The organism is Leptolyngbya sp. AN02str (assembly GCF_050565595.1).
Taxonomy (GTDB): domain Bacteria; phylum Cyanobacteriota; class Cyanobacteriia; order Elainellales; family Elainellaceae; genus Kaiparowitsia.
The window spans coordinates 1-26,040 of sequence record NZ_JBNXVR010000042.1 but is presented as its reverse complement, the minus strand read 5'-3'; the positions used below and the strand labels follow the sequence as shown (position 1 = coordinate 26,040).

The 26,040-nt window shown below is 53.7% G+C and carries 23 protein-coding genes; 10 read left to right on the top strand and 13 right to left on the bottom strand.

Annotated elements, in window-relative coordinates; all coding sequences use genetic code 11:
• Positions 1-507: 507 nt before the first annotated feature.
• Both ACQ4M4_RS23230 and ACQ4M4_RS23225 read right to left on the bottom strand, forming a co-directional pair.
• The gene (locus ACQ4M4_RS23230; protein ID WP_430686856.1) at positions 508-1,551 is read right to left on the bottom strand and encodes an XDD3 family exosortase-dependent surface protein; all 1,044 of its coding nucleotides are present in this window, start codon (positions 1,549-1,551) and stop codon (positions 508-510) included.
• A 435-nt stretch (positions 1,552-1,986) separates the two neighbouring features.
• A complete protein-coding gene (locus ACQ4M4_RS23225) occupies positions 1,987-2,517 on the bottom strand; it encodes a hypothetical protein (RefSeq protein ID WP_430686855.1) in 531 nt (176 codons plus the stop codon).
• A 60-nt stretch (positions 2,518-2,577) separates the two neighbouring features.
• Between ACQ4M4_RS23225 and ACQ4M4_RS23220 the strand changes: the two genes are divergently transcribed.
• The gene (locus ACQ4M4_RS23220) at positions 2,578-4,368 is read left to right on the top strand and encodes a S8 family peptidase (RefSeq protein WP_430686854.1); all 1,791 of its coding nucleotides are present in this window, start codon (positions 2,578-2,580) and stop codon (positions 4,366-4,368) included.
• A gap of 33 nt (positions 4,369-4,401) precedes the next feature.
• The gene (locus tag ACQ4M4_RS23215; RefSeq protein WP_430686853.1) at positions 4,402-4,626 is read left to right on the top strand and encodes a hypothetical protein; all 225 of its coding nucleotides are present in this window, start codon (positions 4,402-4,404) and stop codon (positions 4,624-4,626) included.
• Between the two features lie 273 nt (positions 4,627-4,899).
• On the opposite strand, the gene ACQ4M4_RS23210 is transcribed toward ACQ4M4_RS23215, so the two are convergent.
• Positions 4,900-5,217 (bottom strand): thioredoxin family protein, encoded by a 318-nt coding sequence (locus ACQ4M4_RS23210; RefSeq protein WP_430686852.1) that lies wholly within the window; start codon positions 5,215-5,217, stop codon positions 4,900-4,902.
• A 207-nt stretch (positions 5,218-5,424) separates the two neighbouring features.
• Here ACQ4M4_RS23210 and ACQ4M4_RS23205 point away from each other — a divergent pair, with 207 nt between their 5' ends.
• Positions 5,425-5,910 (top strand): hypothetical protein, encoded by a 486-nt coding sequence (locus tag ACQ4M4_RS23205; RefSeq protein WP_430686851.1) that lies wholly within the window; start codon positions 5,425-5,427, stop codon positions 5,908-5,910.
• A gap of 374 nt (positions 5,911-6,284) precedes the next feature.
• On the opposite strand, the gene ACQ4M4_RS23200 is transcribed toward ACQ4M4_RS23205, so the two are convergent.
• Positions 6,285-7,490, bottom strand: a complete 1,206-nt coding sequence (locus ACQ4M4_RS23200) for a phosphoglycerate kinase (RefSeq protein ID WP_430686850.1) — start codon at positions 7,488-7,490, stop codon at positions 6,285-6,287.
• A gap of 455 nt (positions 7,491-7,945) precedes the next feature.
• Here ACQ4M4_RS23200 and ACQ4M4_RS23195 point away from each other — a divergent pair, with 455 nt between their 5' ends.
• On the top strand, positions 7,946-8,350 hold the full coding sequence (locus ACQ4M4_RS23195; protein ID WP_430686849.1) for a universal stress protein: 405 nt from the start codon (positions 7,946-7,948) through the stop codon (positions 8,348-8,350).
• On the opposite strand, the gene ACQ4M4_RS23190 is transcribed toward ACQ4M4_RS23195, so the two are convergent.
• From ACQ4M4_RS23190 to grxC, 3 genes are all read right to left on the bottom strand, one after another.
• Entirely contained in the window at positions 8,347-9,402 is a 1,056-nt protein-coding gene (locus ACQ4M4_RS23190; RefSeq protein WP_430686848.1) for a threonine aldolase family protein, read from the bottom strand. The genes ACQ4M4_RS23195 and ACQ4M4_RS23190 overlap by 4 nt on opposite strands.
• Before the next feature lie 101 nt (positions 9,403-9,503).
• On the bottom strand, positions 9,504-10,004 hold the full coding sequence (tadA, locus tag ACQ4M4_RS23185; protein ID WP_430686847.1) for a tRNA adenosine(34) deaminase TadA: 501 nt from the start codon (positions 10,002-10,004) through the stop codon (positions 9,504-9,506).
• Positions 10,005-10,006: 2 nt separating this feature from the next.
• Entirely contained in the window at positions 10,007-10,324 is a 318-nt protein-coding gene (grxC, locus tag ACQ4M4_RS23180; RefSeq protein ID WP_430686846.1) for a glutaredoxin 3, read from the bottom strand.
• A 350-nt stretch (positions 10,325-10,674) separates the two neighbouring features.
• On the opposite strand from grxC, the gene ACQ4M4_RS23175 reads away from it, so the two are divergent.
• Positions 10,675-10,992, top strand: a complete 318-nt coding sequence (locus ACQ4M4_RS23175) for a DUF1825 family protein (protein ID WP_430686845.1) — start codon at positions 10,675-10,677, stop codon at positions 10,990-10,992.
• A gap of 218 nt (positions 10,993-11,210) precedes the next feature.
• Here the strand turns inward: ACQ4M4_RS23175 and ACQ4M4_RS23170 are convergent, their stop codons facing one another.
• Positions 11,211-13,124, bottom strand: a complete 1,914-nt coding sequence (locus tag ACQ4M4_RS23170; protein ID WP_430686844.1) for a transglycosylase domain-containing protein — start codon at positions 13,122-13,124, stop codon at positions 11,211-11,213.
• A 529-nt stretch (positions 13,125-13,653) separates the two neighbouring features.
• Here ACQ4M4_RS23170 and tyrS point away from each other — a divergent pair.
• From tyrS to ACQ4M4_RS23150, 4 genes are all read left to right on the top strand, one after another.
• Positions 13,654-14,874 carry a tyrosine--tRNA ligase gene (tyrS, locus tag ACQ4M4_RS23165; RefSeq protein WP_430686843.1) on the top strand — a complete coding sequence of 407 codons (1,221 nt, stop codon included), beginning with the start codon at positions 13,654-13,656 and terminating at the stop codon, positions 14,872-14,874.
• 94 nt (positions 14,875-14,968) lie between these two features.
• Positions 14,969-15,712 (top strand): orotidine-5'-phosphate decarboxylase, encoded by a 744-nt coding sequence (pyrF, locus tag ACQ4M4_RS23160; protein WP_430686842.1) that lies wholly within the window; start codon positions 14,969-14,971, stop codon positions 15,710-15,712.
• Complete coding sequence (locus ACQ4M4_RS23155; RefSeq protein ID WP_430686841.1) at positions 15,709-16,299, top strand: hypothetical protein; 591 nt, start codon at positions 15,709-15,711, stop codon at positions 16,297-16,299. The genes pyrF and ACQ4M4_RS23155 overlap by 4 nt, the downstream gene beginning before the upstream one ends.
• Positions 16,300-16,551: 252 nt before the next feature.
• Complete coding sequence (locus tag ACQ4M4_RS23150) at positions 16,552-17,943, top strand: BamA/TamA family outer membrane protein (RefSeq protein WP_430686840.1); 1,392 nt, start codon at positions 16,552-16,554, stop codon at positions 17,941-17,943.
• 268 nt (positions 17,944-18,211) lie between these two features.
• Here the strand turns inward: ACQ4M4_RS23150 and ACQ4M4_RS23145 are convergent, their stop codons facing one another.
• Positions 18,212-18,904: a uracil-DNA glycosylase gene (locus ACQ4M4_RS23145; RefSeq protein ID WP_430686839.1), complete on the bottom strand. Its 693-nt coding sequence runs from the start codon at positions 18,902-18,904 to the stop codon at positions 18,212-18,214.
• A gap of 294 nt (positions 18,905-19,198) precedes the next feature.
• Here ACQ4M4_RS23145 and ACQ4M4_RS23140 point away from each other — a divergent pair, with 294 nt between their 5' ends.
• Positions 19,199-19,903, top strand: a complete 705-nt coding sequence (locus ACQ4M4_RS23140) for a phosphoribosyltransferase (RefSeq protein ID WP_430686838.1) — start codon at positions 19,199-19,201, stop codon at positions 19,901-19,903.
• A gap of 21 nt (positions 19,904-19,924) precedes the next feature.
• On the opposite strand, the gene hpsP is transcribed toward ACQ4M4_RS23140, so the two are convergent.
• The 4 genes from hpsP to ACQ4M4_RS23120 form a co-directional block, all read right to left on the bottom strand.
• Positions 19,925-21,109: a hormogonium polysaccharide biosynthesis glycosyltransferase HpsP gene (gene hpsP, locus ACQ4M4_RS23135; RefSeq protein WP_430686837.1), complete on the bottom strand. Its 1,185-nt coding sequence runs from the start codon at positions 21,107-21,109 to the stop codon at positions 19,925-19,927.
• 24 nt (positions 21,110-21,133) lie between these two features.
• The gene (locus tag ACQ4M4_RS23130) at positions 21,134-24,484 is read right to left on the bottom strand and encodes a UPF0182 family protein (protein ID WP_430686836.1); all 3,351 of its coding nucleotides are present in this window, start codon (positions 24,482-24,484) and stop codon (positions 21,134-21,136) included.
• A gap of 176 nt (positions 24,485-24,660) precedes the next feature.
• Positions 24,661-25,239 (bottom strand): DUF3122 domain-containing protein, encoded by a 579-nt coding sequence (locus ACQ4M4_RS23125; protein ID WP_430686835.1) that lies wholly within the window; start codon positions 25,237-25,239, stop codon positions 24,661-24,663.
• Entirely contained in the window at positions 25,239-25,832 is a 594-nt protein-coding gene (locus ACQ4M4_RS23120) for a DUF924 family protein (protein ID WP_430686834.1), read from the bottom strand. The genes ACQ4M4_RS23125 and ACQ4M4_RS23120 overlap by 1 nt, the downstream gene beginning before the upstream one ends.
• Positions 25,833-26,040 lie beyond the last annotated feature (208 nt).

The following is a 26,040-nucleotide window of genomic DNA, read 5'->3' as shown; positions in this document are numbered from 1 at the left end:
ATCATGGTACATACTTGCCCTATCTGTGAATGCCTTTTTTGGTGCGAGTTCTGTGATCGACAGGATGGGATGATTCAGGGAGGAATAAAGAAAAACCCCTCCCCAAAAAAATGTTATATGGTTCAGAGAACCCGGCACATCCAGGGTTTGACCATGTCTTAAGCCTTAGTAGCGATCGCCCTTCACAAAGCGCTTCTGAGTGATCAGCCATAGTCAAACGTCAGTTTCGGTTAAGAGCATTTCTGCGTGCGCATCGCGCACGCAGAAATGGGCACTTCAGCTTATCCAAAATTCAGGTTAGTCAAATATAAAACCCTAAAACCCTGTGCCGTCTGCTGTGCGGGCGACACAGGGTTTTAGGATCTAGTTTTTAATGGTGTCGAGGGACTTAAACCATCCGCCAGGGCACATCCGTAATTCACTGCACTATCCTGAAAATGCTTTAGGGTAAATCTACAAAGATTTACCCTAAAGCAACAAAATTGACAGATTCCTAGTGGGTAGCCATCAGGAGGGCGTCATTTGAGTGGGCTTTTGCTGGTTGTTCCGCCGCATGAACCGTCGGCCTAAGAAGGTCCCAAGCACCGCTGTGCCTGCCATGGTAGACGGCTCGGGGACTGGCTGCACGCCATTAGGCGCAGTGACCACCACAGTAGGCGGCTTGGGCGGTAGGCCAATCGGCTTTGTGGGAATCGGCGTGACCGTGCTACCCGTGGATGGGTTAGCGGGAACCGGAGGCTTGGGCTTGGGTGCGGGTGCAGGCCCAACCCGCCCTTTCAGGGTCATGCCATCAGCGCCATTTTCGGCAAACAAACTGGCCAAGAACTGGCCCTTGGGCAACAGCGCCTTATCAATGGAAAAGCCAAATGTGGTGCGACCCTTGGCCCCAAACCGACCAAAGTTGAGCCCCAACTTTGCCAATTGCTTGGGAGTGAGCGAAGAGACTCGGCCAACCCGTTTACCCCGTACGATATTCGTGAGTCTGACCGGGTTTTGCTTTCCAGGAGCGGCTTTGGGAGCTGCGTTCTGTTTCGTGAGGTCTGCTCCTACAACATTGCTGTAGACGCCTGTTGCATTAACCAGTTGGTTTCTGATCGTGGTTTTGGTTTCCCAACGTTTGGCGCGGGCATTCCAAACACGCTGGGTAACGGTTTGAGACTGCATGATTTTGCGTGAATCGTTCAGCCCGTCAAAGCGAACAGCTAGGAGGGAAGAATTCTTGGTTCCATTGCCGAACCTCAAAAACAAATCCCCGTAGCTGACGCGCCCATTCAGTGCTCTTTGGTTGAGAAAGCCAGATTGCAATAAATTTGCGTTGATCGCAAAGTTGATGCTGGTTTTAGTCTCTTGATAGGCTATTCCGTAAAATTCAAATGGACTTTTGGAGCCAGTAACCGTTTTATTGCCGACTTTTGTTGCACCGTCTTGAAACGAATCGAGGGCGTAGTTCCATCCACCCAGTTTCATGGCGTGGGCAGACTGCCCCATCGAGGTGAACATGGCAACGCTCATTGCTGCGGTTGCCAATGCTTTCAAGGCTAACTTCTTCATACCTTTGCTCTTTGCTCATCCTATGTAAGAAACACAGGTGACTATCCTTGTGATGTCATTCAAATCCTGAAATGCTGCTTCTAAAATGCTGGCACGACCGCAATCAAGATCATGAGCGTAACTCTGCGGATTTATTGCAAAGATATGGCGATCGCTAACGGCCATGTTTTGATGCAATAGATTCAAAAAACTAGATGGTTTTGGGGGAAATTGGAGGCGCTGGCACAGGCTTGAGGGGTGATGTAGCTGGCTGCTTTGCCTATCCTTTACTTCTGAGATTATCGATCCCCAGTGCTAAAGGCTGAAAACCCCGAAAAATCCATTGTTTTCTGTGGGTGTTCATTGCAGAAGGTTGTGAGGTTTTGCTTGCTTAATCCAGGCTTCATTCTGCGATCGCATGGACGCTGTTTTCTCAGTACTGTACGGGCAGTAGTTTTATATCTGAAAAGAGGTTAAATGTTGCTGTAAAAACTGACCCCACTGAACGGCTAAAGCAACATCGGTAAACGGTATTTCAATTGCAGTTTCTGAAGTTTCAAACCGAAGGCAAACAACTCGTCCCTGTTCAGGTGGGCTATCAAACGAGGCGATCGCCCCATCAACCCATAGCTGAATCGTCTTCACCTGTCGGAGAGAGAATGTTTGCAAGTTCACGGGGCCTTTGCGGGTGGGTTTGCCCCAAGTGATCGTGTCATCTTTTTGGCCTAACACGGCTCGAATATCGTATTTGGCGCGATCAAACTGCTCAGCCCAAATTTTATAGGCCTCCAGCTTTTGATACTCATTCCATCCGGCATAGGCCAGCCCAAAGAAAAAGATCAGCAACGGAAACCAAAGAAGACCACGTTCCATAGCGCATCCATCGATAAAGAGCGGTAAGGCGATCGCTTTTTCAGTGTACGGTTCAATGGGCTGAAGCGGGTATGTCGTCCACGTTTCGGTTCGTGAGATTGTCTCCGCAATCACTTGGCCGTGAGCTATGGTGGGGAGAACGGTTCGCTATCCTAACACTTCCTCTCCTTCACCATGAAAAAGCTGCTTCTGGGGTTTCTCTTTTTGGCGAGTTTGGTAGCGGCATTGTGGTACGCGCCAAGCCTGGCCAATCGTGGCGTGTACGAGTCGCTGGTGATCGATTTTCGTGATGATGTATCGCCTGAGTTGGTGCAGCAAGAACTGGGGACGATCGCCCAACAGTATGGCGTTTTCCCTCGGCTTAACAGCGACTTTTCTGCCGCTCAACAAATTTATGTCTTTGAGGGCGATCGCGCGTTGCTCAAAGAACTCAAGCGATCGGAGCTGAGAGACTACGCTAAATCCATCAGCCCCAACTACATTTACACCACCCTAGATGCGCCAAACGATCCCGACTATCCCAAACAATGGAATTTTCGCAGCATTAATCTTGAACCCGCCTGGGCCGAAACCAAAGGCCGTGGTGTAACCGTTGCCGTTATTGACACAGGCGTAAGCCGCGTTCCCGATTTGGAGAACACTGAGTTCGTCAAAGGCTATGACTTTGTCAACAATCGAGAAGACGCAACCGATGACAATGGCCACGGCACCCACGTTGCCGGCACCATTGCCCAATCTACAAACAATAACTTGGGCGTGGCTGGTATCGCCTACGAAGCCAAAATCATGCCGCTCAAGGTATTGAGCAAGCAAGGCGGTGGCACCGTTACGGATATTGCCGAAGCGATTCGCTACGCCGCCGACAACGGAGCAGATGTTATTAACATGAGTCTGGGTGGTGGTGGTGATGCGGATGTGATGCGCGAAGCCATTGACTATGCCTACAGCAAAGGGGTCGTGATTGTGGCTGCAGCGGGCAATGCAGGCAGCAACTCGGCTAGTTTCCCAGCGCGCTACCCAAATGTCATTGCCGTATCCGCCACAGATGCCAGCGGAGCCAAGGCTCCCTACTCCAACTTTGGAGCTGGAGTGGATATTGCCGCGCCGGGTGGTGTGACTGGCCCAGATAGCGACCTCGGCGGCATTTTGCAAAACACAATCGATCCCGAAACGGGAGAGTCAGTGTTTCGCGCCTTTCAGGGAACTAGCATGGCCGCACCCCATGTGGCGGCGGTAGCCGCTTTGGTTAAGTCGGTTGGGGTAACCGAGCCAGATGAGATTGCCCAAATCCTAAAGCAGTCGGCGCGGGTGGTCCAGGGCGATGAGCTTAACCACTTTGGTGCAGGTCAACTCGATGCCGATGGGGCCGTAAAACTGGCGTTGAAAGGACAGATTACGGTTCGTGACTTTTGGCGGTGGTTACAGCAGAATGGCTACCTCAATCTGCGCTTTTGGGTGGATGGTGGTGTGTATGCATTGCCGACCAAAATTGCAATGGTGTTGGGATCGTACCTGCTGGCCTGGTTTTTACGAAATTACCTGCCAGGATTTGGTTGGGCCGTGTCGGGTGGTTTGATCATGGGGAGTTCGGGGCTGTTCTTTCTGCGCGGCTTTTATGTATTTGACTTACCCCAGGCTCCATTTCGAGTATTGGGCAGCTCGTTGCCAGAGTGGGGTGGGGTGTTGTTTGGGAGCTCGCTGCTGAATCCCCTAACGGCGAGTGTGCTCATTCCATTTGGGTTGATTGCGCTGTTGCTGATGCATCCATCGCTGAAGTGGTTTTCGATCGCACTGTCGGTTGGGGTATCGTCTTGCTTGTTGGTGAGTGCGGCGGTGGATCCGGCGATGATGTTGTTGGGCAACGGAGCGATCGCCCGTGGCTTTCTCATTATCAATGCCGTGTTATGCATGGGCATTGCCACGTTGGCCGCCAAGGCAGCGCACGAACACGAGCAATGGGGTTAGCGTATAAGGGTTGCATTTAAGGAACCCCCACCAATGAGTATTCATGTAGAAGGGACAGTGCAAAAATCCACTATGGGCGCAGGCACATGGGCACTGATCGGCTCCAACGGCCAAACCTACGAGCTCCACCAAGGTGCGCCCGATGATTTGCTAAAAGATGGCCTCAAGGTCAAAGTGGAGGGCAAAATTCGTGAGGATGTGATGACGATTGCCATGATTGGCCCTGTCTTGGAAGTCCAGAAATTTGAGCAGCAGTAAAGCACAGTTTCTGCCCGCAGCTTTAACCGACTCCCAAAGCCAAAAATCCCCAAGGAGTGTTCCTTGGGGATTTGTTGTATGTTGCTATGGGCTGTGGCGATTCCAAATTGGCAAAAATTTGCAACCCCTCGCATTCGTTAGATTGATCGTTCGGTCGTCAACTTTCGATAGGACTTACGCACTTCATTGGAAAAAACAAGGGGTTGAATGATGTTTGGAGCGCTTAGCGCCCCAAACATCATTCAACTGCGTAAGTCCTGTTTCGAATGAGACCTAAGCGGTGGCTTGTTCCATGACCGCTTGTAGTTTGGTTCGAAACTCGCCTTTGGGGTGTCCGCCTTTAACCTCGCCCACAATTTTGAAATCGCCTTCGGGCGACTCGCACACAATATAGGTAGGCCATCCCATGTCGGCTTTGTTGGGGTACTGCGTTAGCAAAACCTGCCGATATTTGCGATAGGTGGCAGTGTCTTGCATTTTGATGTCAACAAATTCGAGTCCTAGTTCTTCGGCAACTTTTTGGTCATAAAACGCCATTTTGTGGCAGATACCGCATTCTTCTGAAGAGAACTTTAAAACCGTCAAGCTCATAGCGTATTCCTTGAAATTGACTGATGAGACAGAGATTTTGCAAGGTTGGGTACGGTTCTCTATCCTATACCTGACATTGCCAAGAAGGATGGATAGACGACAACTGAATGTAGTAAATCGCTACAAACGATCGCGCGGTGATTTGTTTGCGATGGTCTGTTCGGTGTGGCGCTGGGCATGCTGATGAAATGCCATTGAGGACAAACCATGAAGCGCTGGATATCGAGCGGGCTGTTGGCGGTGAATGTGTTTCCAATGATGCCGTCGGGGTTGCCAGTGCAAGAAGTATCAGCAGAGGTACAGGAATGCGATCGCGCCATTGCCCATGCCAAGCGGCAGTTGGAATCCGTGAATGATTTACTGGTCATACAAATATTGAGGACGGATATGTCGCAATTGGGGGATGCGGCCAGTTATCCGGCGGATCGGCCGATGGGCTATATTCTGCTGATTGATGGGGAGAATACGGATCAGGTGGCTCACTCATCATGGCTGTTGAACCAGGTAAGTACGAGTGTTGTAGAGGGCTGTCGAACTGTGAGTTTGGTCACGTTTTACAGCATGCAAACGAACTGGACGGTCACATTTGGCCTGCGGGAATCGGGGAACGTGGAGCCATTTGCCTGTGAAGGTTCTCAGGGCGATCGCTCTGTATCGTCGAATTGGTATCTCTGCACTAGAAGCGGGGAATGACCCTGGCTTGATACCCCGCTTCTACTGCCAGTGAAGTCGTGAAGGATTGTTATAGCTGTCGCCAGCTTAGTTGAGACAAGGACATTTTTGGGGGATGGCTTCGCCATCCCCCAAAAATGTCCTAATCAAACTGGCTATCGCAGGAACTTTTTTGATGTCTGTGCGTCGCGCAACCGTCAAAAAAAGTCCCTTCCTGCATCGCGATGCGCACACAAGAAGGGACACTTTAGCTTATCCACTCACGTCAATTCTGATCGGCTCAGAAGAAACCTGCGTCGCTGAGCCGATCATCCTTCAAAGGGTACGGATGAAAGATTGCCGACCAGCTTACGGCAACTCAGAGAAATCAGCCCTTGTGAAGGTGGAAGAATGGCTTAGGCATCATTCAGAGCGGCGATGCCAGGAAGGACTTTACCTTCCAGCAACTCCAGGCTGGCCCCACCTCCGGTGGAGATGTGGCTCATTTGGTCGGCCACGCCCACTTTTTCAACGGCGGCTACAGAGTCACCACCGCCAATGATGGTAATGGCACCCGTTTTGGTGAGGTCGGCCAGGGAGCGGGCGATCGCTTCGGTTCCCACGGCAAATTTGTCAAATTCAAACACACCCATGGGGCCATTCCAGATGACGGTTTTGCAGGAAGAGAGAGCATCTTGGAAAACCTTGACGGAATCGGGGCCAATGTCTAGGCCCATCCAACCATCGGGAATCGTCTCTACGCTAACGGTTTGGGAGTTGGCATCGGGTGCAAAGTTGTCGGCGACAACCACATCCGTAGGCAGCAACAGGTCAACGCCCTTTTCTTTGGCTTTGACTTCCAAAGACTTAGCGAGATCCAGGAATTCATCTTCCACCAGAGACTTACCGACGCTGAGGCCGCGAGCCTTGTAGAAGGTGAAGATCATGCCGCCGCCGATCAGGAGCTTGTCAACTTTGTCGAGCAGGGTTTCGATGACGGTGATTTTGCTGGAGACTTTGGAACCCCCAATGATGGCTGCTAGGGGACGCTGAGGTGCTTCGATCGCGCTCTGGAGGTATTGCAGCTCTTTTTCAATCAAAAAGCCAGCGACGGAAGGATTGAGGTATTGGGTTACGCCTTCGGTCGAGGAGTGGGCGCGGTGAGCTGTTCCAAACGCATCATTTACGTACAAATCAGCGTTAGCGGCCAGCTTTTTGGAGAATTCGGGGTCGTTCTTTTCTTCTTCGGCATAGAAGCGAACGTTCTCTAACAGCGCTACTTGGCCATTGTCGAGGCTGGCGATTTGGCTAGCGACTTCATCGCCAATGCAGTCGTTGCACTTCACCACAGTTTGGCCCAGCAGTTCCGATAAACGGTTGGCAACGGGGGTCAGCCGCATGCTGTCTACCACTTTCCCTTTGGGCCGACCGAAGTGGCTGGAGAGAATGACTTTTGCGCCGTTGTCGGTCAGGTACTTGATGGTTGGTAAGGCGGCCCGAATGCGGGTGTCGTCGGTAATGCTTCCGTTGTCATCCAACGGGACGTTGAAGTCAGCCCGTACTAATACGCGCTTACCTTGTAAATCTGCTGCTGTCAAACTGGCAATGGATTTTTTAGACACCGCACTTACCCCCTAAATGAGTCTTTATACCTAGTTAAGTATTGTAAAACGTCAGGGTTTACTCACAAAAGGGAAAATAGGGTCAATTTACTGTTTTTTAAACTTGTCGAACAAGCCGAAACCAATAAATTTTGCCTATGATATGACGAATCGCATACTATCTCAGCCTGGAACCCCCGTTCCAAGCTTGGCAGCCACTCGGGTGAAAAGCGCTTGAATTTCTATGCAGCAGATCTGCAGAAATTCAACTTTTTCAACAGATGTGAATGACAGCGGGGATAGGTTCTACACTCAAGCTATAAGCGCTCAGTCATCCCTTTTCATGCGGGATCAGCGTGGGTTCCTCCAAGGTTCAAGATGTTTCAAACAATCCCACTGGCCTGATCGAAAAACCGCTGACGGTTTCGCTACTCATTCAAAACTCTACAAGAATCTGCGTCCTGTGAGGCGGCTCTATGTTCAAAACTGTTTTATTTCCCATTGACCAAAGCCGCGAATCGCGCGAAGCGGTGGATACAGTGGCTGATATTGTCAAAACCTATGGCAGTCGATTGGTCATTTTGTCGGTGGTGGATTCTACCGAGCTAGACTCTGCGGAGGGGGAATCGGCATCTCCAGAGGCGATCGCCAAGTTGTTGCAAGGGGCCAAGTCGCTGTTTGCCAATCAGGGCATTGAGGCTGAAATCGACGAGCGGGATGGCAAGCCTGCATTCATCATTTGCGATGTGGCAGATGAAATCAATGCCGATCTCATCATTATGGGCTGTCGTGGCATGGGGTTGACGGATGAAGGCGTAGCCCACAGCGTAACCAATCGCGTGATTAACCTGTCGCCCTGCCCGGTCATGGTTGTGCCCTAGGAGGGCGCGACTCCCGCTTTGATGTCGTGAATGAGCGCATCAATGCGGGCATAGGCGCTGCTCCACGAGCATACAAACCGCACGCCACCGACCCCGATAAAGGTGTAAAACTGCCAACCGCGATCGCGCAAATGTTGAATCATGGCGTCGGGCATGGTGATAAATACAGCATTGGCCTGTCGGGGAACCATCAACTCTATTCCAGGAATTTGCAAAAGTTGCTGTTCCAAATAGGCGGCGCAATCGTTGGCGTGCTGGGCGTTGCGTCGCCAGGCTCCTGTCTCTAGCAACCCCAGCCATGGGGCCGAGATAAAGCGCATTTTGGAAGCGAGTTGTCCGGCCTGTTTGCAGCGATAGTCGAAGTCTTCTGCAAGTTTCCGATCAAAAAAGAGGATGGCTTCTCCGATTGCCATTCCGTTTTTGGTGCCACAAAAGCACAGCACGTCGATGCCAACTTTCCAGGTGATGTCTGCTGGTGTGACATCCAATGCGGCGATCGCATTGGCAAATCGGGCTCCGTCCATATGCACTTTCAAGCTGTAACGTTGGGCTACCTGCTGAATGGCCTGTAGTTCCTCGATCGTATACAGGGTGCCCAGCTCGGTCGCTTGCGTTAGGCTAATGACTTTGGGTTTGGGGTAGTGAATATCGGTGCGACGAGTGGCGATCGCCTCAACAGCCGCCGGACTGAGCTTGCCATGCGCGCCGCTGGCCAACAGTAGTTTGGAGCCGTTGGAGGCAAATTCAGGGGCACCGCATTCGTCGGTTTCAATGTGGGCCAGTTCGTGGCAAATGACGCTGTGGTAACTCTGGCATAGGGATGCCAGGGCCAACGAATTCGCGGCTGTTCCATTGAATACGAAAAAGACTTCACAATTGGTCTCAAACAAGTCTCGAAAGGCATCGGCGGCGCGTTGGGTCCACGCGTCATTTCCATAAGCTGCAACGCTGCCCTCGTTGGCCCGCTGCATATACTCCATAACCTCGGGGCACACGCCCGAATAATTGTCGCTGGCAAATTGTTCTGGGCCGTTCGGTATCCAATCTTGCATGCAGTCAGCTCCTGGGTAAGAATGGCGCGATCGCAGATCTGAAGAGTGATGCCCATGAGTTGCGATGCCTCACCCTACAAGATACGACGCCACAATACGGTTCAACAGGTAGCAGTAGAGCGGCGTTGCTGAAACCACTGCTGCAACTGATCTCGACAGGCTGACTCCAAAATTCCTGGCAAGACCTCCAGCCGATGGTTGGAGGCTGGGCTATCCGGCACATTGCCCACGCTGCGAATCATCCCGGCTTTGGGATCGTTGGCTCCATACACCAACCGCTGAATCCGTGCTAGCACAATCGCCCCGGCGCACATGGGGCACGGCTCCAAGGTGACATACAGCGTGCAATCGCTCAGGTCCCAGCGGTTGAGGATTTGGCCTGCTGCTCGCAATGCCAGCACTTCGGCATGGGCCGTGGGGTCGCGATCGCGCTCTCGTCGATTTTCTCCCGTGGCGATTAGGTTGCCTGCGGCATTCACCACCAAGGCCCCAACCGGCACATCGCCCGCTTGCCCAGCCTCATGCGCAAGGGCGATCGCGCGCTCCATCCAAGCGCAATGGCGACGATATTCAGAATGCTGCTGAATCGTTAGCCGCTCCATACTCAACTTGCCGGAGCTTGGCTCAGCAGCGCATCAAGCTGACCCTGACGATCCATGGCATACAGGTCATCACAGCCGCCCACATGCTGATTGTTGATGAAAATCTGCGGCACCGATCGCCGACCATTGGCTCGTTCCGCCATCTTCACACGGGCGGCCCCATCGCCATCAATTTTGTATTCCACAAACTTCACGCCTTTCCAGCGCAGCAGCATCTTGGCCCGAATGCAGTATGGACAGGTTTGCCATGTGTAAATCTCTACATGGGCATTCACCCGTTCAGGATGCCGCTCTAGCAATGCTTTCAATCGATTCAACATCTCTCTATCCTCCCCATTTCCCATGGCCCAAGGTAGATTGGGTAACTCCACAGAGCCCACACAATCTCGATCAGCTATCAATTCACTTGGTGCTACTTATCAGTGTACTCAGTTCCACCGCAGGGCTGATGGAGTGTGGTTAATGGGACGATCGCACTCCCATCTGTCTGCGGTAGCGTTTTCCGAACTTTGGATGGCCAAGCATCTAGCTTAAAATGAGCGTAATGCAACCAGTTGGTATCGCACAGCACTAGCTGGGAGGTTGTGGACTGTCTGTATAGAGAGTGTATGGAGTAAGTCGCGATCGCCCTGCCTAAACCGTTTCAACGCAGTGGGTGAAAGAGGGGATTATGAGCTTTTTTGATTCTGAGGTTGTGCAACAAGAAGCGCGGCAACTGTTCGAAGATTACCAATCGCTTATGCAGTTGGGCGGAAGCTACGGCAAGTTTGACCGTGAAGGAAAAAAGCTATTCATCGAACAAATGGAATCGATGATGGATCGCTATCGAATTTTTATGAAGCGCTTTGAGCTGTCAGAAGATTTCATGGCGCAAATGACGATGGAGCAGCTGAAAACCCAGCTCAATCAGTTTGGAGTCACCCCCGACCAAATGTTCCAGCAAATGAACATGACGCTGGAGCGCATGAAGGCAGATATCGAGAAATAGGGTCGCCATAGCTCGATTTATCAAGCGCGGCAGAGTATGCGAAGCACCTACCTATTAAACTCATCCACAACTGCGGGTCTTGTTTCAAGAGTTCTGCTGCAGCCTGTAGGAGTTGGTGTCGTGAAATGTCAAACGTTGGGGGAATTGCAGCGAATGCAGCTCCCCCATTTTTGTGAATCTAGAGCACCACTCACGATTGAGTTGGCTCAAGAACTGGCCTAGGGACGAACGAAATTGGATGGCGGTTGGAAACTTTCAGCAGGTACCCCTTCCAATGCCTTGAGCATGAAGTCGCGCCAAATGGGAGCGACAAAGCTACCTCCGGTTGCACCTCGCCCCACAGGTGAATAATTGTCGTTGCCAACCCACACGGCTACCGACAGCTGAGGCACATAGCCCACAAACCAAATATCTCGCTCAGAAGAGGTGGTTCCGGTTTTGCCTGCCGCTGGGCGACCAATTTGGGCGGCGGTTGCCGTGCCTTGGGTAATCACCCCGCTCATGGCTTGGTTGAGCGACGCCACAGACCATGGATCGAGCACGAGCTGGGGACGGGGGGTATTGTCGAGCAACACGCGACCAGAGCTGTCTGTTACCCGCACAATAAACGTTGTTTCCGATTTCCAGCCACCGTTGGCAAAGGTGGCATAGGCGGCGGCCATTTCCAACGGCGTGAGGTCAACCGAACCGAGTGGCAATGAGGTGACGGGCTCAATAGGGCTCTTGATCCCCAAAATTCGGCAGATCTCGATCACTCGATTGATGCCGACTTCTTGACCTAGCTTGACAGCGGGGACATTGCGCGACTGCTCTAGTGCAGAGCGCACACTCATGCTGCCGTAGAAGCGGCCGTCGTAGTTTTGAGGCGAGTAAGTTTCGTAGCCATCGGGATAGCTAACGGGTGTATCTTGTACGGTTGAATCGTTGGTATATTTGCCGCTGGCGTAAGCGGCGTAGTACACAAAGGGCTTGAATGCAGAGCCTGGTTGCCGCAGGGCTTGAATTGCTCGGTTGTATTGGCTGGTTTGATAATCCACCCCACCCACCATGGCTTTGACAAAGTGAGTGCGGGGATCGACTGCGACGAGGGCCATCTGATCAGCCCGAAGCGATCGCTGCAAACGACGATGACCATTGCGAACCGTTTCTTCGGCGATTTGCTGCAAGTTCAGATCAAAAGTAGTTTGAACCCGCATGCCGCCTTTTGAAACGGCATCAGCCCCAAAGCGCTCTTGCAACTCCTGAACAACTGCTTCAGTCAGATAGGGCGATTTGCTCGCTTCAAACGCGGTAATTTGCCCTAGCTCAATCGGCTGCTGCTTGGCGGCTTCGGCTTCACCAGGGGTGATCCACTGCAATCGCTGCATGCGATCGAGTACGGTAGCTTGCCGACGCTTGGCCAAGTCATAGTCGACAAAGGGGCTGTAGTTTTCGGGGGCTTGAATTAGGCCTGCCATCATGGCGGCTTCACCCAAAGTCAGCTCTGATGCGCTTTTGTTGAAGTAGCTTTGGGCGGCGGTTTCAGCCCCGTAGTTGTTGTGTCCCCAATAAACCTGATTCAAATACATTTCCAAAATCTGGTCTTTGGTGAAAATTTGCTCAAGGCGTAGAGCCAACACGGCTTCTGCAACTTTACGACTGAGCGATCGCTCTGGGGTGAGAAATAGGTTTTTGACCAGCTGCATCGTAACTGTAGAGCCACCTTCTACCGTTTCTTTGGCTTGCAGGTTGCTCAGCATTGCCCGCGCAATACTGGTGGGGTTGATGCCGTGATGCGAGAAGAAGTAGCTATCTTCAATGGCGAGTACGGCTCGTTTGAGATTGGGTGAAATCTCATTGAGCTCAACCACATCGCGGTTGTACTCGTCGTGGATACTGTCGAGCAGAGTGCCGTTAATGTCGTAAACGTAGGTGGTTTCGGCAGGAATGTAGTTGCGCAACACCCGCACATCGGGCAAGTTGCGAAAACTGACGGCCAAGCCAACCAGCCCACCTGCCACGACCGAGCTTGCAAGCATGGTTGTGCTGAGCAGTGTCCCTGCTGTTACCTTGCCCACTCCCCGAAAGTATCGAAAAATGCCTGATAATTCTTGGGAGGTTTCCCGGATTTGGGCAGAAGGAGGATTGGTCACAGGTTTCTCTTCTTTCGAACGGTTGGGCAGTCTCGACGGTGGTTGAGGTTGTCCTTTTTTACCTTTTCTAACAGTATTGGACGACACGGCTGGCTCAGGTTCCTTAATAAATTCACAGATAAACGTGTTAAAAAACGCTCTTACGATAGAGATTTTGATGTCGGGAATGCTCGGCCCTGATGAGCAAAATCTCCTACAAGCTTACCGATAGAAAATCAGGTTGATCTAAGGATTTTTAACGATTTCTTGGTCAGGTTACTTAACGGTTGAAGGCGTCCCGTCGAAACGGTTTGTGGTTTGGTGGAGATGCACAGGGAAACAAGCGCGATCGCTAAAAACCAGCGATTTGGCTTTTATACTAGCTTGGCTTTACGAACCAATGAATAGTAAGTTGTGAAAGGGATATTGCGCGATCGCTCAAATTCATGCAAAAGGCCAGTTTGTCAGCTGCATAATTTGCGCCTGCACCATCCGCAAAACCCCATTGGGGTACTGAACATCATATCGAACTCTTTTTGTTATGCCAGCTATGGCCTCCTCTTCTGCCGAATCATTCTCTTGGTTATATCGCGGGGTTAGCGAAATTTTCCCAGATGTAAAGGATTCTCAAAATCCTGACGAGAATTTGGCTCAACGCCTTGCCACCAGCGATCGCCCGCTGCGGATCAAACTGGGTATTGATCCGACAGGTTCAGAAATTCACCTGGGCCATAGTATTGTTGTGCGGAAACTGCGGCAGTTTCAGGATGCAGGCCACACCGCCATTTTGCTGATTGGTGACTTTACTGCCCGCATTGGTGACCCCACGGGCAAGTCCGAAGTGCGCAAACAGCTCACCGAGGAGCAAGTCAAGGAAAATGCCAAGACCTTTATCGATCAGGTGCGGCCCATTCTAGACTTTGACACGCCAGGTCGGCTAGAAATTCGCTACAACTCGGAGTGGCTGTCGTCCTTGGATTTGTCCAAGATTTTGGAACTGCTGGGTACGATGACCGTTGGCCAAATGCTAGCCAAAGAGGGCTTTGCTGAGCGCTACGACAAGCAAACGCCGATCTATCTGCACGAATTTTTGTATCCGCTGATGCAGGGCTACGACTCGGTTGCTCTGCAAGCCGATGTGGAGCTAGGCGGCACCGACCAAAAGTTTAACCTGGCGGTGGGGCGCGATTTGCAACGGGTGTTTGGTCAGCGGCCTCAGTTTGGGTTGCTCATGCCCATTTTGCTGGGAACGGATGGCGTGCAGAAGATGTCAAAATCTTTGGGCAACTATGTGGGCTTGCAAGAAGATGCGCTAACGATGTATTCCAAGCTGGAAAAAACGCCCGACAGCATTTTGAATAACTATGTGGAGCTGCTGACGGATCGGTCGCTCAATGAGTTGCCGGAAAATCCGCGCGATCGCCAAAAACTGTTAGCCCTGGATGTGGTGAGCCAGTACCACGGCAAAGATGCTGCCTTAGAAGCTCAAAAAGCGGCGCTGACGTTGATTCAGGGGAATGCGGCTCAAGCAGAAGCGGTGCCTGAGTTTTCGCTGGCGGCGATTCAGTTTCCAGTCAAGATCTTTTACCTGGCGGCGGCAGCGGGACTGTGCAAAAGCAGCTCGGATGCCCGACGACAAATTCAGGGAGGGGCGGTGCGGCTAGATGGCGATCGCGTCTCGGATATCGATCTCACCTTTGAGAGTCCCGCAGATTTGCATGGCAAAGTCTTGCAAATGGGCAAAAATAAGTTCGTGCGATTGGTTCAGTAACACTTATCAGGCAGGCTTGTTCAGGCTCGTTTGTCTGCTGTGTTTGCTTTCACCCTCTTTTGCGCTACTGGTTGCCCCTGCTTGAGTCGTTGTTATGCCGCTACCTGACCGTGTTTCCGATCGCGTTTCTGACCGTGTGATTGTTGCGCTGGATGTGTCTACCGAAGCGGCAGCGATCGCGCTAGTGGAGCGCATTCCCGAGGTGTCGTTTTGGAAGGTGGGGCTAGAGCTGTTTACCAGCGTTGGTCCCAGCATTCTCACCCTGCTCAAAGAGCGCGAAAAGCGAATTTTTCTCGATCTCAAGTTTCACGACATTCCCAACACCATGGCCGGAGCCTGCCGCGCTGCTGGCCGCTATGGAGTCGATTTGTTGACGCTGCATGCCACTGCAGGCAAAGATGCCCTCGCCGCATCGGTTGCTTCTGCCCAAGAGGGAGCCGCTGAAGCCGGATGCGCGTCGCCCAATTTGCTAGCTATTACCGTGCTCACCAGCATTACCTCGCATGCCCTCGCCCTGGATTTAAAAATTCCGCTAGAGCTGCCCGACTATGCCTTGCAAATGGCCTTGCTCGCGCAGGAGAGCGGGCTGGCTGGGGCGGTGTGCTCTCCCCAGGAGGCGGCTCATCTGCGGCAGGTGTGCGGGTCAGACTTTTTGCTGGTTTGCCCTGGGGTGCGGCCCGCCTTTACGGCCCAGGCCGATCAGCGCCGCACTATGACTCCGGCGCAAGCGCTCAAAGCAGGCGTGAGCTACATGGTGATTGGCCGACCCATTACGACCGATCCCGATCCGGCAGCGGCGTTTGCTCGGGTCTGCGCGGAGTTGGAGGAAGCACCGTGATGGATGGTTTGGGTGAGCAAGGGCGCTGCTGGTTGTGGAGGGGTGTTTGGGGTGGGGCGATCGCCCTGATGGTATGCTTTCCCGTGCTGGGAAGTGCACCAGCCCAGGCGTCCGACCCAATCCGTCCCAGGGTGGCCTGCCCAACCGAGCTTGAGGACGTGATGGCGCTCATGCTGCGGGATTTGCCCAGCTATGGCAACCGCATCATTCAACGGGCTCGCGATCGCGATCGTTCTGAAGATATTTCGGGCTACATTTTGGTGGCGAGCCAGCCCAATTTCACGCCGCTGCCGCTGCCGCTAGGTGAACAGCCTGCTAGCAACGTGCGACAGGTCTTTTTCACCACCCTAGAGCGTCAGTACGGCATTAGTGGCTTTGCTCAACTGCAAGTGCATCACTGGGCTTTTTTCACCCCATCCAGCACGGGCTGGCAACTGGTGCTCATGCAATCCGCGTTTCAAAGCTATCCCAGCCGTATCCCGCCGGCACCCACCCGCGACAGTAGCTACGGAGTTGTGGCTCAGGCAATGCGACTGTGGCTGCGCGACTGTCAGGCTGGTGCCATTCGGCTGTCGCTCGATTCGTGAATTTGTGCGATCGCAAGCGTCAAAAGTTTGACCACATAGGGCATTCTTAGAGATGTTTAACCGCTCTAGAAAAATTTTTGCTGAATTTAGGTAATTCTGTGTGGGGTTAGCTCACGAAAAGTTATCGAAAATCCATTGGGTTCCGTACGACGTGCGTCAGCCCTGTTGGAATTGATTGAAGCGGATAACGGGCAACCTAGGATCTAGGCTCTGGTTGCCCATCAGAAATTTATCGTGTGAGGAGCAGAGTTCATGTCGTCTACCCCGCGTTCATCCGTATCTCTGGCAGCGCTGCTGGTTGCAGGGGCCAGCTTTGCCACCGCAACCGCGAGTTGGGCGCAAACTGCGGATATGCAAGCCCTGACCAAAACTGCCGATCTGACTCAAGTTGCAGAAAATATCCACACCCTCAAGGCCGAGCAGGTCTCAACCCGTGCTCAAGATTTGCAGTCATCTACCCCATTGCCTGAGCTGACTCAGGTTCCTACTCAAAACCCCGAAGGCGGCACCAGTCCCACCGTGGTGACTCCCCCCGACGAGGGGTTGCGCTTTACCACCCTGCCTCCGTCGGCTCCCACGGTCCTTCAGGGCTCGGCACGACCCCGCATTACGCGCACTCCCTTTAAGTCGGGTGGCTTGTCGGCCTATGCTGGCGTGCGCCAACGGGTGGGCCGCAATGGCTCGATCAACCTGATTGTTGAAGGTGGGGAAAGTATTGTGGGCCTGGATTTGGGCTACACGCAAATGAGCCGTGATCCTCGTCGAGGCTTTGGGGTGAATGTGTTCAGCACGCAATCCTATGTGCCTGCCTTTCGGGGAGGCGATCGCGAGGTCAATTTGCTGGGGGGTGATACTCCCTGGGTGGATCGGCTGGGGGCTGGTGCCGAGATCTTTTTCCCCATTGGCGATGAGATTGATTCGGCCTTTGGGGTGAGCTATCAGCGGGTTGCCGTGCGGGATGACTTGTTTGGTGGCGATGCTTTTGGCTTTGATGAGCTGGGCAATGCGCTGACAGTAGATAGCGATGGCACCGACGATTTGGTGACGCTCAACTTTGCAGCCTACCGCGATCGCCGCGATAATGGCGTGCTGTCCACCGAAGGCAATTTTTTGCGAGTTGGGATTGACCAGGGCTTTGTGGTAAGTGGTGACGATGCCACCTTTACCCGCGTTGGAGCCAACTTTGTGCAGTATGTGCCGTTCAACCTGTTTGGTTTTGCCGAAGGGCCACGCACGCTGGTGCTCAATCTGCAAGGGGGCCACATTTTTGGAGATGTGCCGCCCTACGAAGGCTTTAACGTTGGGGGCGATCGCTCGGTGCGGGGCTTTCGTGGCGGCGGTATTGGCACCGGACGCAGCTTTTTGATTGCCGTGGCGGAATACCGATTTCCGATCGCGCAACTGAATGTATTTTCCGAAGAAATTGACCTGCGCGGTGCGTTGTTTGTGGACTTTGGCACCGACTTCGACACCAGCGACGAAGTGATTGGTCAACCGGCGATCGCTCGCGAGAAACCCGGTACTGGCTTTGGCTTTGGTGCGGGGCTTCAAGCGGCACTACCCATTGGCTTTGCCCGAGTTGAGTATGCCTTTACCGATGATGACGATACCCGTTTTATTGTGACCTTGGGCGATCGCTTCTAGGGCAAACCCGCAAAACATTGCACTGGGTAGCCCGAAGTGACAGCAAAAGTGCCGAGAGTGGTTAGCAGACTACTCTCGGCACTTCGCATAAGGGTTATGTCAGTTTTGGTTAAGAGCTTTTCTGAGGTTTGCGCGTCGCGCAAACCTCAGAAAAGCTCATTTTTGCGTGCGCGTCGCGCACGCAAAAATGAGCACTTCAGCTTGTCCAAAAGTCAGGTTGGGTTATTGCTTGGTGGATGGTGGGCGATCGCCACCGGAAGGTAGAGCGTTAAACCTGTTGCAACTCATCGAGCTTGGTGCGCACGGCCTGCACATCCTGCCACATAAGCCACTTGGGGCTGCCCTGCTCACGCGATGGGTTGCGCAGCAGATACGCCGGGTGAAAAATGGGCATATAAAAACGGCCATCCTTCTCAATCCACTTGCCGCGCACCTTGGTAATGCCTTCCTTGATCCCCAGCAAGCCCTTGAGGGCGGTTGCCCCCGTGAGCAAAATAATTTGCGGATTCACCATCCGAATTTGCTCTTGCAAATAGCCACTACAGGCCTCGGCCTCTTGGGTGGTGGGGGTGCGGTTGCCGGGTGGGCGGCACTTCACCACGTTGCAAATGAACACCTCGTCGCTGGTGAGCCGTACCGATTCCAAAATTTTGTCGAGGAGCTGGCCCGATTTGCCCACAAATGGCTGACCCGACTCATCCTCGTATTGCCCTGGCCCTTCGCCCACTAGCATGATGGGAGCACTGGTGCTGCCTCGGCCAATCACAGCGTTGGTGCGGCCTGCTGCTAGCGGACAGCGCTGGCAGGTATTGCAGTGCACCTTGATTTGCTCCATGGAGGTGTAGGTGCCCGGAAGAATGGGAATTGCAGCGCTGGTGGGAATCAGTTCCGGATCAAAAGCAGGAGTTCCGGTCTCTGATGCGACTGCGCCAAAGAGATCGATTTGCTGTTCGCTCGCCATCGCTCAAAAAATATGCGTTATGTGTTCTCACCCGGCTTCTATTGTAGGGTGATTTGCCCTATCGACTGGGCGATGGTTTGGTTCGTTGGCGATCGCCCTTCTCCACGCTCACAGGTATTATCTGCCATGGGTTTGCAGTTCTGTTTCCGATCTCAAAATTTGGGTACCCCCTTCGACAGATTTTTGCGATCGCCCAGGATTTACGCTGTTTCAAACCGTTGCAAGCGCCCCAACCTGCCTCAAAATTCGTCATGATGGAATCAACGATCCCACCGCCGTACGCAGGAGGGAGCTATGGTTCCCCATCTTTCTTTGATTGAGCCACTGTTTCGCGATCGCCTAGATTCAGGCCAGCAGTTAGCTCAGGTAGTTCTCTCTGCTTATACCCAGTTGGTAGCCCAAGTGGGTGATATGGATGTGGTTGTATACGGCCTACCCCGGGGTGGGGTCGTTGTTGCAGAACCGATTGCCCAACTGCTGCGATCTCCGCTGCATGTGTTGGTGGCAAAAAAGATTGCCTCGTTGGAGAACCCAGAGTTGGCGATTGGGGCCGTTACCGCCAGTGGCCAGTTGATTCGTACGCGAGTGCATCCGCGATTGCGAGGGGCCGACTGGGCTAAGGCCCGACAGCGGGCCGAGGAGAATGCCAAAGCCCAATGGCAGCAATTTTCGCCCTATTGCCCAGAGGTGAATTCCGCTGGCAAGCTGGCCATTTTGGTAGATGATGGCATTGCAACCGGGATGACGATGGCAGTTGCGGCTCGGACTGTGCGGTTGCAACAACCGGCCCATTTGTGGATTTGTGCTCCTGTCGCCCCGTCGCGCATGGTGGACTTGTTGAATGTGTGGTGCGATCGCTGCATTTTGTTGGCGACACCAGAACCCTTTTCAAGCGTGAGTCGGTTCTATCAAAGTTTCACCCAAGTTGAAACCGAGGATGTGATCGCCTGTTTGCAGCGTCACAATAGCCAGTTTGGACGTTTCCCGGTTGATCGCTAACGAGGATATGCGTTCAAGAGGTTAGCCCTCATGCACAATTTGCCGATAAACCTGAATCAACTGTTGGGCGATCGCACTCCAGTTGTAGGCTGTCTGAGCAAGGGCATGGGCATTGCGTCCCCGCCGTTCCCGTTCGGCAGGGTGATGAAGTGCGTGGGCCAGCGCCTCTACTAGTGCTTTGACCGTACATGGCACGACCCATCCGGCCTCTGCCTGCTGTACCGCGTTCGCAATGGATACCTGATCGGAGATGACAACTGGGGTGTGGGACAGCATTGCCTCCGCCACGGCAAGGCCAAAGTTTTCATAATGCGACGGCAGGACAAATACATCGGCTTGCTGCAACAACTGCGCCTTGCGATCGCCCGTTACAAATCCCAGTAGAGTCGTTTGAGTTTGTAGGGGAGACTGTTGGATGCGATCGCGCATCTGCTGCTCGTAGGCTGAATCTTGAGGATTGGCCCCAGCCACAACCCAGTGAAACGGCACATCCTGAGCCTGTAACTGTTCCAATGCAGGGATCAATAATTCCAGTCCCTTTTTGCGATCGATGCGGGCCAGAAACAGGACGATAGGCGTACCGGATGGACGCGTGGGAATAAGTGAGAGATCGGGAGTTGAAGGGAACGGTGCAGATGTCACTCCCAGGGGAAGAACCAAATCGCGGGTGATGGCTCCAAATCGTTCGGAAACCTGAGCTTCGCGATCGCTCGTGAAGTGAATCGCCGCCGCTGCCGCCAGGTTCCCCCGTTCCAACACCCTGCCGTAGAGATCCTTCAGCCACCGTTTCTTTTGTAAATCGGCGGGATCGAGGGTGCCCAACGGGCGCAGCAGATAGGGCACCCCGCGCGATCGCGCAATCATGGCCGCTGCCGTGCTCACGGGCGAAAACAGCGCATGAATGTGGGCCACATCAAACTCCGAGGCATGATGCCACAACCAATGCAGCAATCCGGGCGAAAATTTGTAGCGCCGAAACGGCTGGCAGCGAAAGTAGCGAATCTCGTATCCATCCTGGGCGATCGCCTGATTGAGCGGGGCGGGTAATGGAGGCTGACCGCGATCGCCATTGGCATTGGTCGTCAGCAGCGTGACCTGCATTCCCTGTGCTGCCAACGCCGCACACAGGTTAACCGCCGCTTCGCTGGGGCCACCATAGACTCGCGCCACCGAAGGAACGATGTGCAGTATCCGCAGAGAGGTCATGATGAGCCTGGTTTGGAGCGATCGCTACGGGGTGACAACCGGAGTTTCCGATTCCTCAAGTATCTGTAATTCGGGGTTGAATTCCGTGTCAGCGGGCACATCGCCTTCCAAAGGCCGCACAATTGCTCCTTCGCCCGATGGATTGGCAAACACGGCACTTAACGCCTGATCTAGGGTCTCGGCCATGGCGATTTGGTTGCCATAGGCCACAATCACCCGCACCAGCGTTGGCAATTGATTTTGCTCGGCTTCAAGATAGAGCGGCTCCACGTATAGCAGCGAATCCTCAATGGGAATGACGAGTAAATTGCCCTGAATGGCCCGCGAACCGCGACGATTCCATAACGAAATCTGTTGGGAAATGACGGGGTCTTGGTTAATTCGTGCCTCAATTTGCTCAGTTCCAAACACCAGTTCTTGTTTAGGAAAGCGGTACAGCAACATGCGCCCGTAGTTGTCGCCATCGGTGCGGGCCGCCAACCACGCAATCAAGTTGGTGCGCTGAAGCGGCGAAAATGGACGCAGCAGAATGAATTCCTCTGAGGTGCCTGTGGTGGGCAGGTTCAGAATTAGGTAGTAGGGTTCGACTGGTTGCTGCTGGTCGCCGTAGGTTTCGTTGGGCGATCGCCACTGGTCTTCTCGGTTATAGAACACGCGTGGGTCGGTCATGTGATACACCATGAGCTGCCGAGACTGCGCATCATAAAAATCAACCGGATACCGCAGGTGGCTCCGCAACGTGGCGGGCATTTGCTCCAGCGGACGAAACATTCCTGGAAATAAGCCGCTCCACGTGCGAATGATGGGATCTTCGGCATTGGCTACAAAGAACCAAACGGTGCCATTGTAGGCATCCATCACCACCTTGACCGAGTTGCGAATGTAGTTAAAGTCGTTGCCGTTGGGATCGGCATAGGGGTAGCGATCGCTTGTGGTGTAGGCATCTAGCATCCAGTACAGGTGACTGGAGGTTTGGGCTGGATCGGTGGCTGATGCACCTCCTGGAATGTCGCTCCACCCCACATTGGCGACCACCAGATACGGATCGCTGTCATATCGCAAGAAGGGTGCGATCGCCTTCACCCGACTGTTGATATTGCGCCGAAACAGCAGCCGCGACTGAGGCGTTAGCTCGGCGCTAAACAGCATGCGCCAATCGCGCAAATGCTTGGCATATACGAGTCGCCGCCAGTACGCCCCAATCGAAACACCACCCCGGCCATCGTAGCTGTTGTACACATTCTCGCTGCCGCTGGGGTAGTCCAGCTCTAGCACCCGAGTTTGCGTCATCACATAGGTATTGGCCAACTCGCCGTAGTAAATGCGAGGGCTATCCAGAGGAATGCTCTCGCGAATGCGCGGATCGGAGGGAATTTGCTCGATCCCTTCTACAAAGTATTCGGGCAGGCCACCCTGAGCCGCCGTGTTGACCGGAGTCAGGGTAAAGCCATAGCCGTGGGTGTAGATTAAATGCTGGTTGACCCAGGTTTTGGCGCTGGCGGGCACCGAGTTATAGTCCAGCTCACGAGCCGAAATCAGCACTTGCTGTAGGCCCAGCCGTCCATCTTCATTATCGGTGGGGAGTAGGTAGCGATCAATATCCGCATCGGCAAATTCGTAATAGGGGCGGAACCGCTGGAGTTGGCGGTTGGTGAGCAGCAGTGGACGCGCATCCCACAGGCGAATGTTGCTAATGGTGAGGTCGTTTTCGGCCAAACCAGCTTCGGTTAGGGTTTGAGATGGATTGAAAACGTCGCTTTGAATTTTGTCGAGTTCAAAGCTTTCGCGGGTTAGGGTGATCGCTCGTTCCAAATATGGCAGCTCTAGCTCTAGCTCGTTGGGCTGTACCAGCGCGTTTTGGACAACGGCCGGCAACAGGTACAGCGACAGCAGGGCAACTGTGGTATAGGCCACCACCGATAGTAGCCAAGGCCGTGCTTTGGTTGTAGCGACACCATCGCTAAAGGGAGTGGCGATCGCCCGAAAGCTTGCCCGTGCTGGCGACAGAGAACGACCGACCGACGCAACGTTTGCCAAGGCCGTGCTTGGCAGCATTCTGACTGGACGAATTGGCTGGAGCGGGTGCCGCTCAATCAGCACCGCAGGCGGCTGACGCAAGATGGCATTACGAGCCCGATCTTGGAATTTCCCGTTGGGGTTGCCGTTCGCTCGTGCATACCGACCGGGGGGACGCGATGCCGCAGGTGAAGCCGGAATGGCAGGCTGTTTTGCTGCGCTTTGCGGGTCACTCGGCCCGTGTGCAGAGAGCGTTTTGCGCCAGCGAAACGCCTGAAGCAGCATGAGCCCACCTAAAATGAGCGCGGCAATACTTAAAATGCTGTCGGTTGGTAGCCGGACAAACACATCGGTAAAGCCAGCGCCATACACAGAACCCTGGTTGGAGTACACCAGCTCATATCGATCGAGCCAAAAGTTGAGCGCGATCGCCAGCAAGAACCAGCCACCCAGCCGCAGCAGATGATGCACTTGAGGCGGCGTAAATCCCGGAAATTTGCCATCACTCAGGTTGCGATCGCCCAACAAATACATTAGGGCCACGGTCGTGAGGCCAATAGTGAACAGCCCCAGCAGCCAAAAGACCAGCAGCTCCAGCACTGGAATTTGAAAGACAAAAAAGCTCACATCCAGGCCAAACAGCGGATCTGCCCGGTTGAACTCAACGGGACGCAGCGCTGGCAAAATCCGAATCCAGTTTTCTGATAGCACCAGTGCAAAGCCCAGGCTCATGAGGAGGGCGATCGCCCCCAGCGAAAACCGGGGATACAGCAACACGGCCACGACCAGAGCCACAACGGGCAGCAACAACCAGGGATGTTGCCCAATTTGGACTGCTACCTGCATCAGGGCATCAGGGCTAAAGTTGGCAGGCACCTGCTGCTCACTGCCGTATAGCCGCACGTTGGGCTGCCAGTGGCTCACAGCGATTTGTCCGTGGTACAGCAGCAAAAAACCCATCAAGCTACTGAGAATGATGCCGATGGGCAGCAGCCAGCGCAATCGCAAACCTGGCGACCGCCCATCACCCTTGTCCTCGGGCGATCGCACGCGAACCACCTGCCGATGCGCCAGCCTCAAATTGCCCCACAGCGAACTCAGGCTAATCACAAAAACGACTAAGCCTAACGCAAGCTGAAATCCCAGCCGCACCCATAGCAGCTGAGCATAGCCAACTTCGTCAAACCAAAACCCCTCGGCCAGCAGGTAGGTCAGCACGTCCAGCAAAATGAGAATCCCCAACCCGCCGCTGAGCCATGGGTATAGCCGATGCCACCAACGGTGCGATCGCCCAACCGATGCCGTGGCCGAGCTGGATACATGGGTACGGGATTCGCGAGAAGAGGATTGTAGAGCCATGGCAGCGGAAATAAGCAGCAACCGAGATCACCCATTCCATCGCCTGGTGCCCATCGGCACTATCCTGCGGAACTGTAACCCCGTTCTTTTAGGCTAACGCCAAATCCCCATTTCCTCTGGCTAAATTGTGCGATCGCCCGGTTTTGGTAATGAATCCGCCGCCATGCATCTGCCCGTTAGCCGCCAAAATCGGCATCGGATGCATCCAGCAGTTGCCGCCACTCGCGCACGGCAAAGGGCGGTACTACCAGCTGAACGGAGCCGCTCTGAACTGAACTTTGGATGGGCAAATTGAGCGTTAATGGCGCGTTTGACGACAACTCGGTCAGGATGGGCCATACATCGTACTCACCGACCGTATCAGCCAGAGCTGGATCTAGGTGACTCACCTCAAAGCGATCGGGGGCCTGCCAGGTCGTGCTGCCATTGCCAACGGAGAGCGATCGTGGATGAGCCAGCAGCGGTTCCCCTGGAAAGCCCACTAGCCGCAGCGACACCGACTGCACCATGCCCTGCTCCACCCGCTTAAACAAAACGGTTTGCCAAGCGCGCCCCGTTTCATCTCGCAACGTTTGCAGCGAGCGGAACATGACGCGACCCTCGGCTTCGGGGTAGCGGTGAATGGAAGCCCACGCCGTTGTTGGCACTGCCGTGAGGGCGATCGCCCCCAAAACCAGCATCAGCATCAAAATGCGGCCAACAGCCACGCCTGCGTGGAGCGACCAACCTCGGTTTGGGGAGTGAATGGGCGGCATTAAAACGACGATCCTGGCTGTTTCAAAAACTCAATTTCTTCAGGGGTAGAGGTGCGCCCCAGAATGCGGTTGCGATGAGGAAACCGACCAAACTGGGCAATTACCTCGCGGTGGCGCAGAGCGTAGTCGTACACATCCGTCAGTTCAGGTGCTGCTTGGTGCAAGGTGCGAAACAACACGACGGACTGAAACTGATCTTGCACATCTTCGCTGTGCTCTAGCGGCAGATACAGGAAAATGCGCTGGATTGGGGCTAACTGTTGGTCAAATCCTTGTGAGATGGCTTGCTTGGCGATCGCCAGTGCTTTTGCATCGGTCGCAAATGCCTGAGCCGTATCTCGAAACATATTGCGGGGAAACTGATCTAACACCAGGATTAAGGCCAACGCCCCCTCGGGAGTGGTGGCCCAGCCATCCAATGCGCCGCTGGTCGCCTGGTCATACGTAGACAAAAACCGTTGCCGAATCCCGTCATCGGTTTCATCCTGTTTGCGAAACCATAGCTTGCGGCGCTGCTCATAGTGACTTTCCTCGGTATTGGCATCTCCAAACCAAAACAGAAGAATGTCATGAATTTCAGCGACTTCGGCCATGGGTCTCACCATGTTGTGAATGATTGAGTGGATATGAACAGAGCCTCCGCACCGTTGAGTGATGTTGGGTCAGCCCTATGTTCAAGCTATCACTCACGAACCTTGGGCTCTACCCAACGTGCGAAGTCTTAATGAAATGACGCGGGGTTGGTTTGGGGGGGGATCGCCCCCCCATCCAACCCCATATGGCCAAGGTTATGAAATCGAG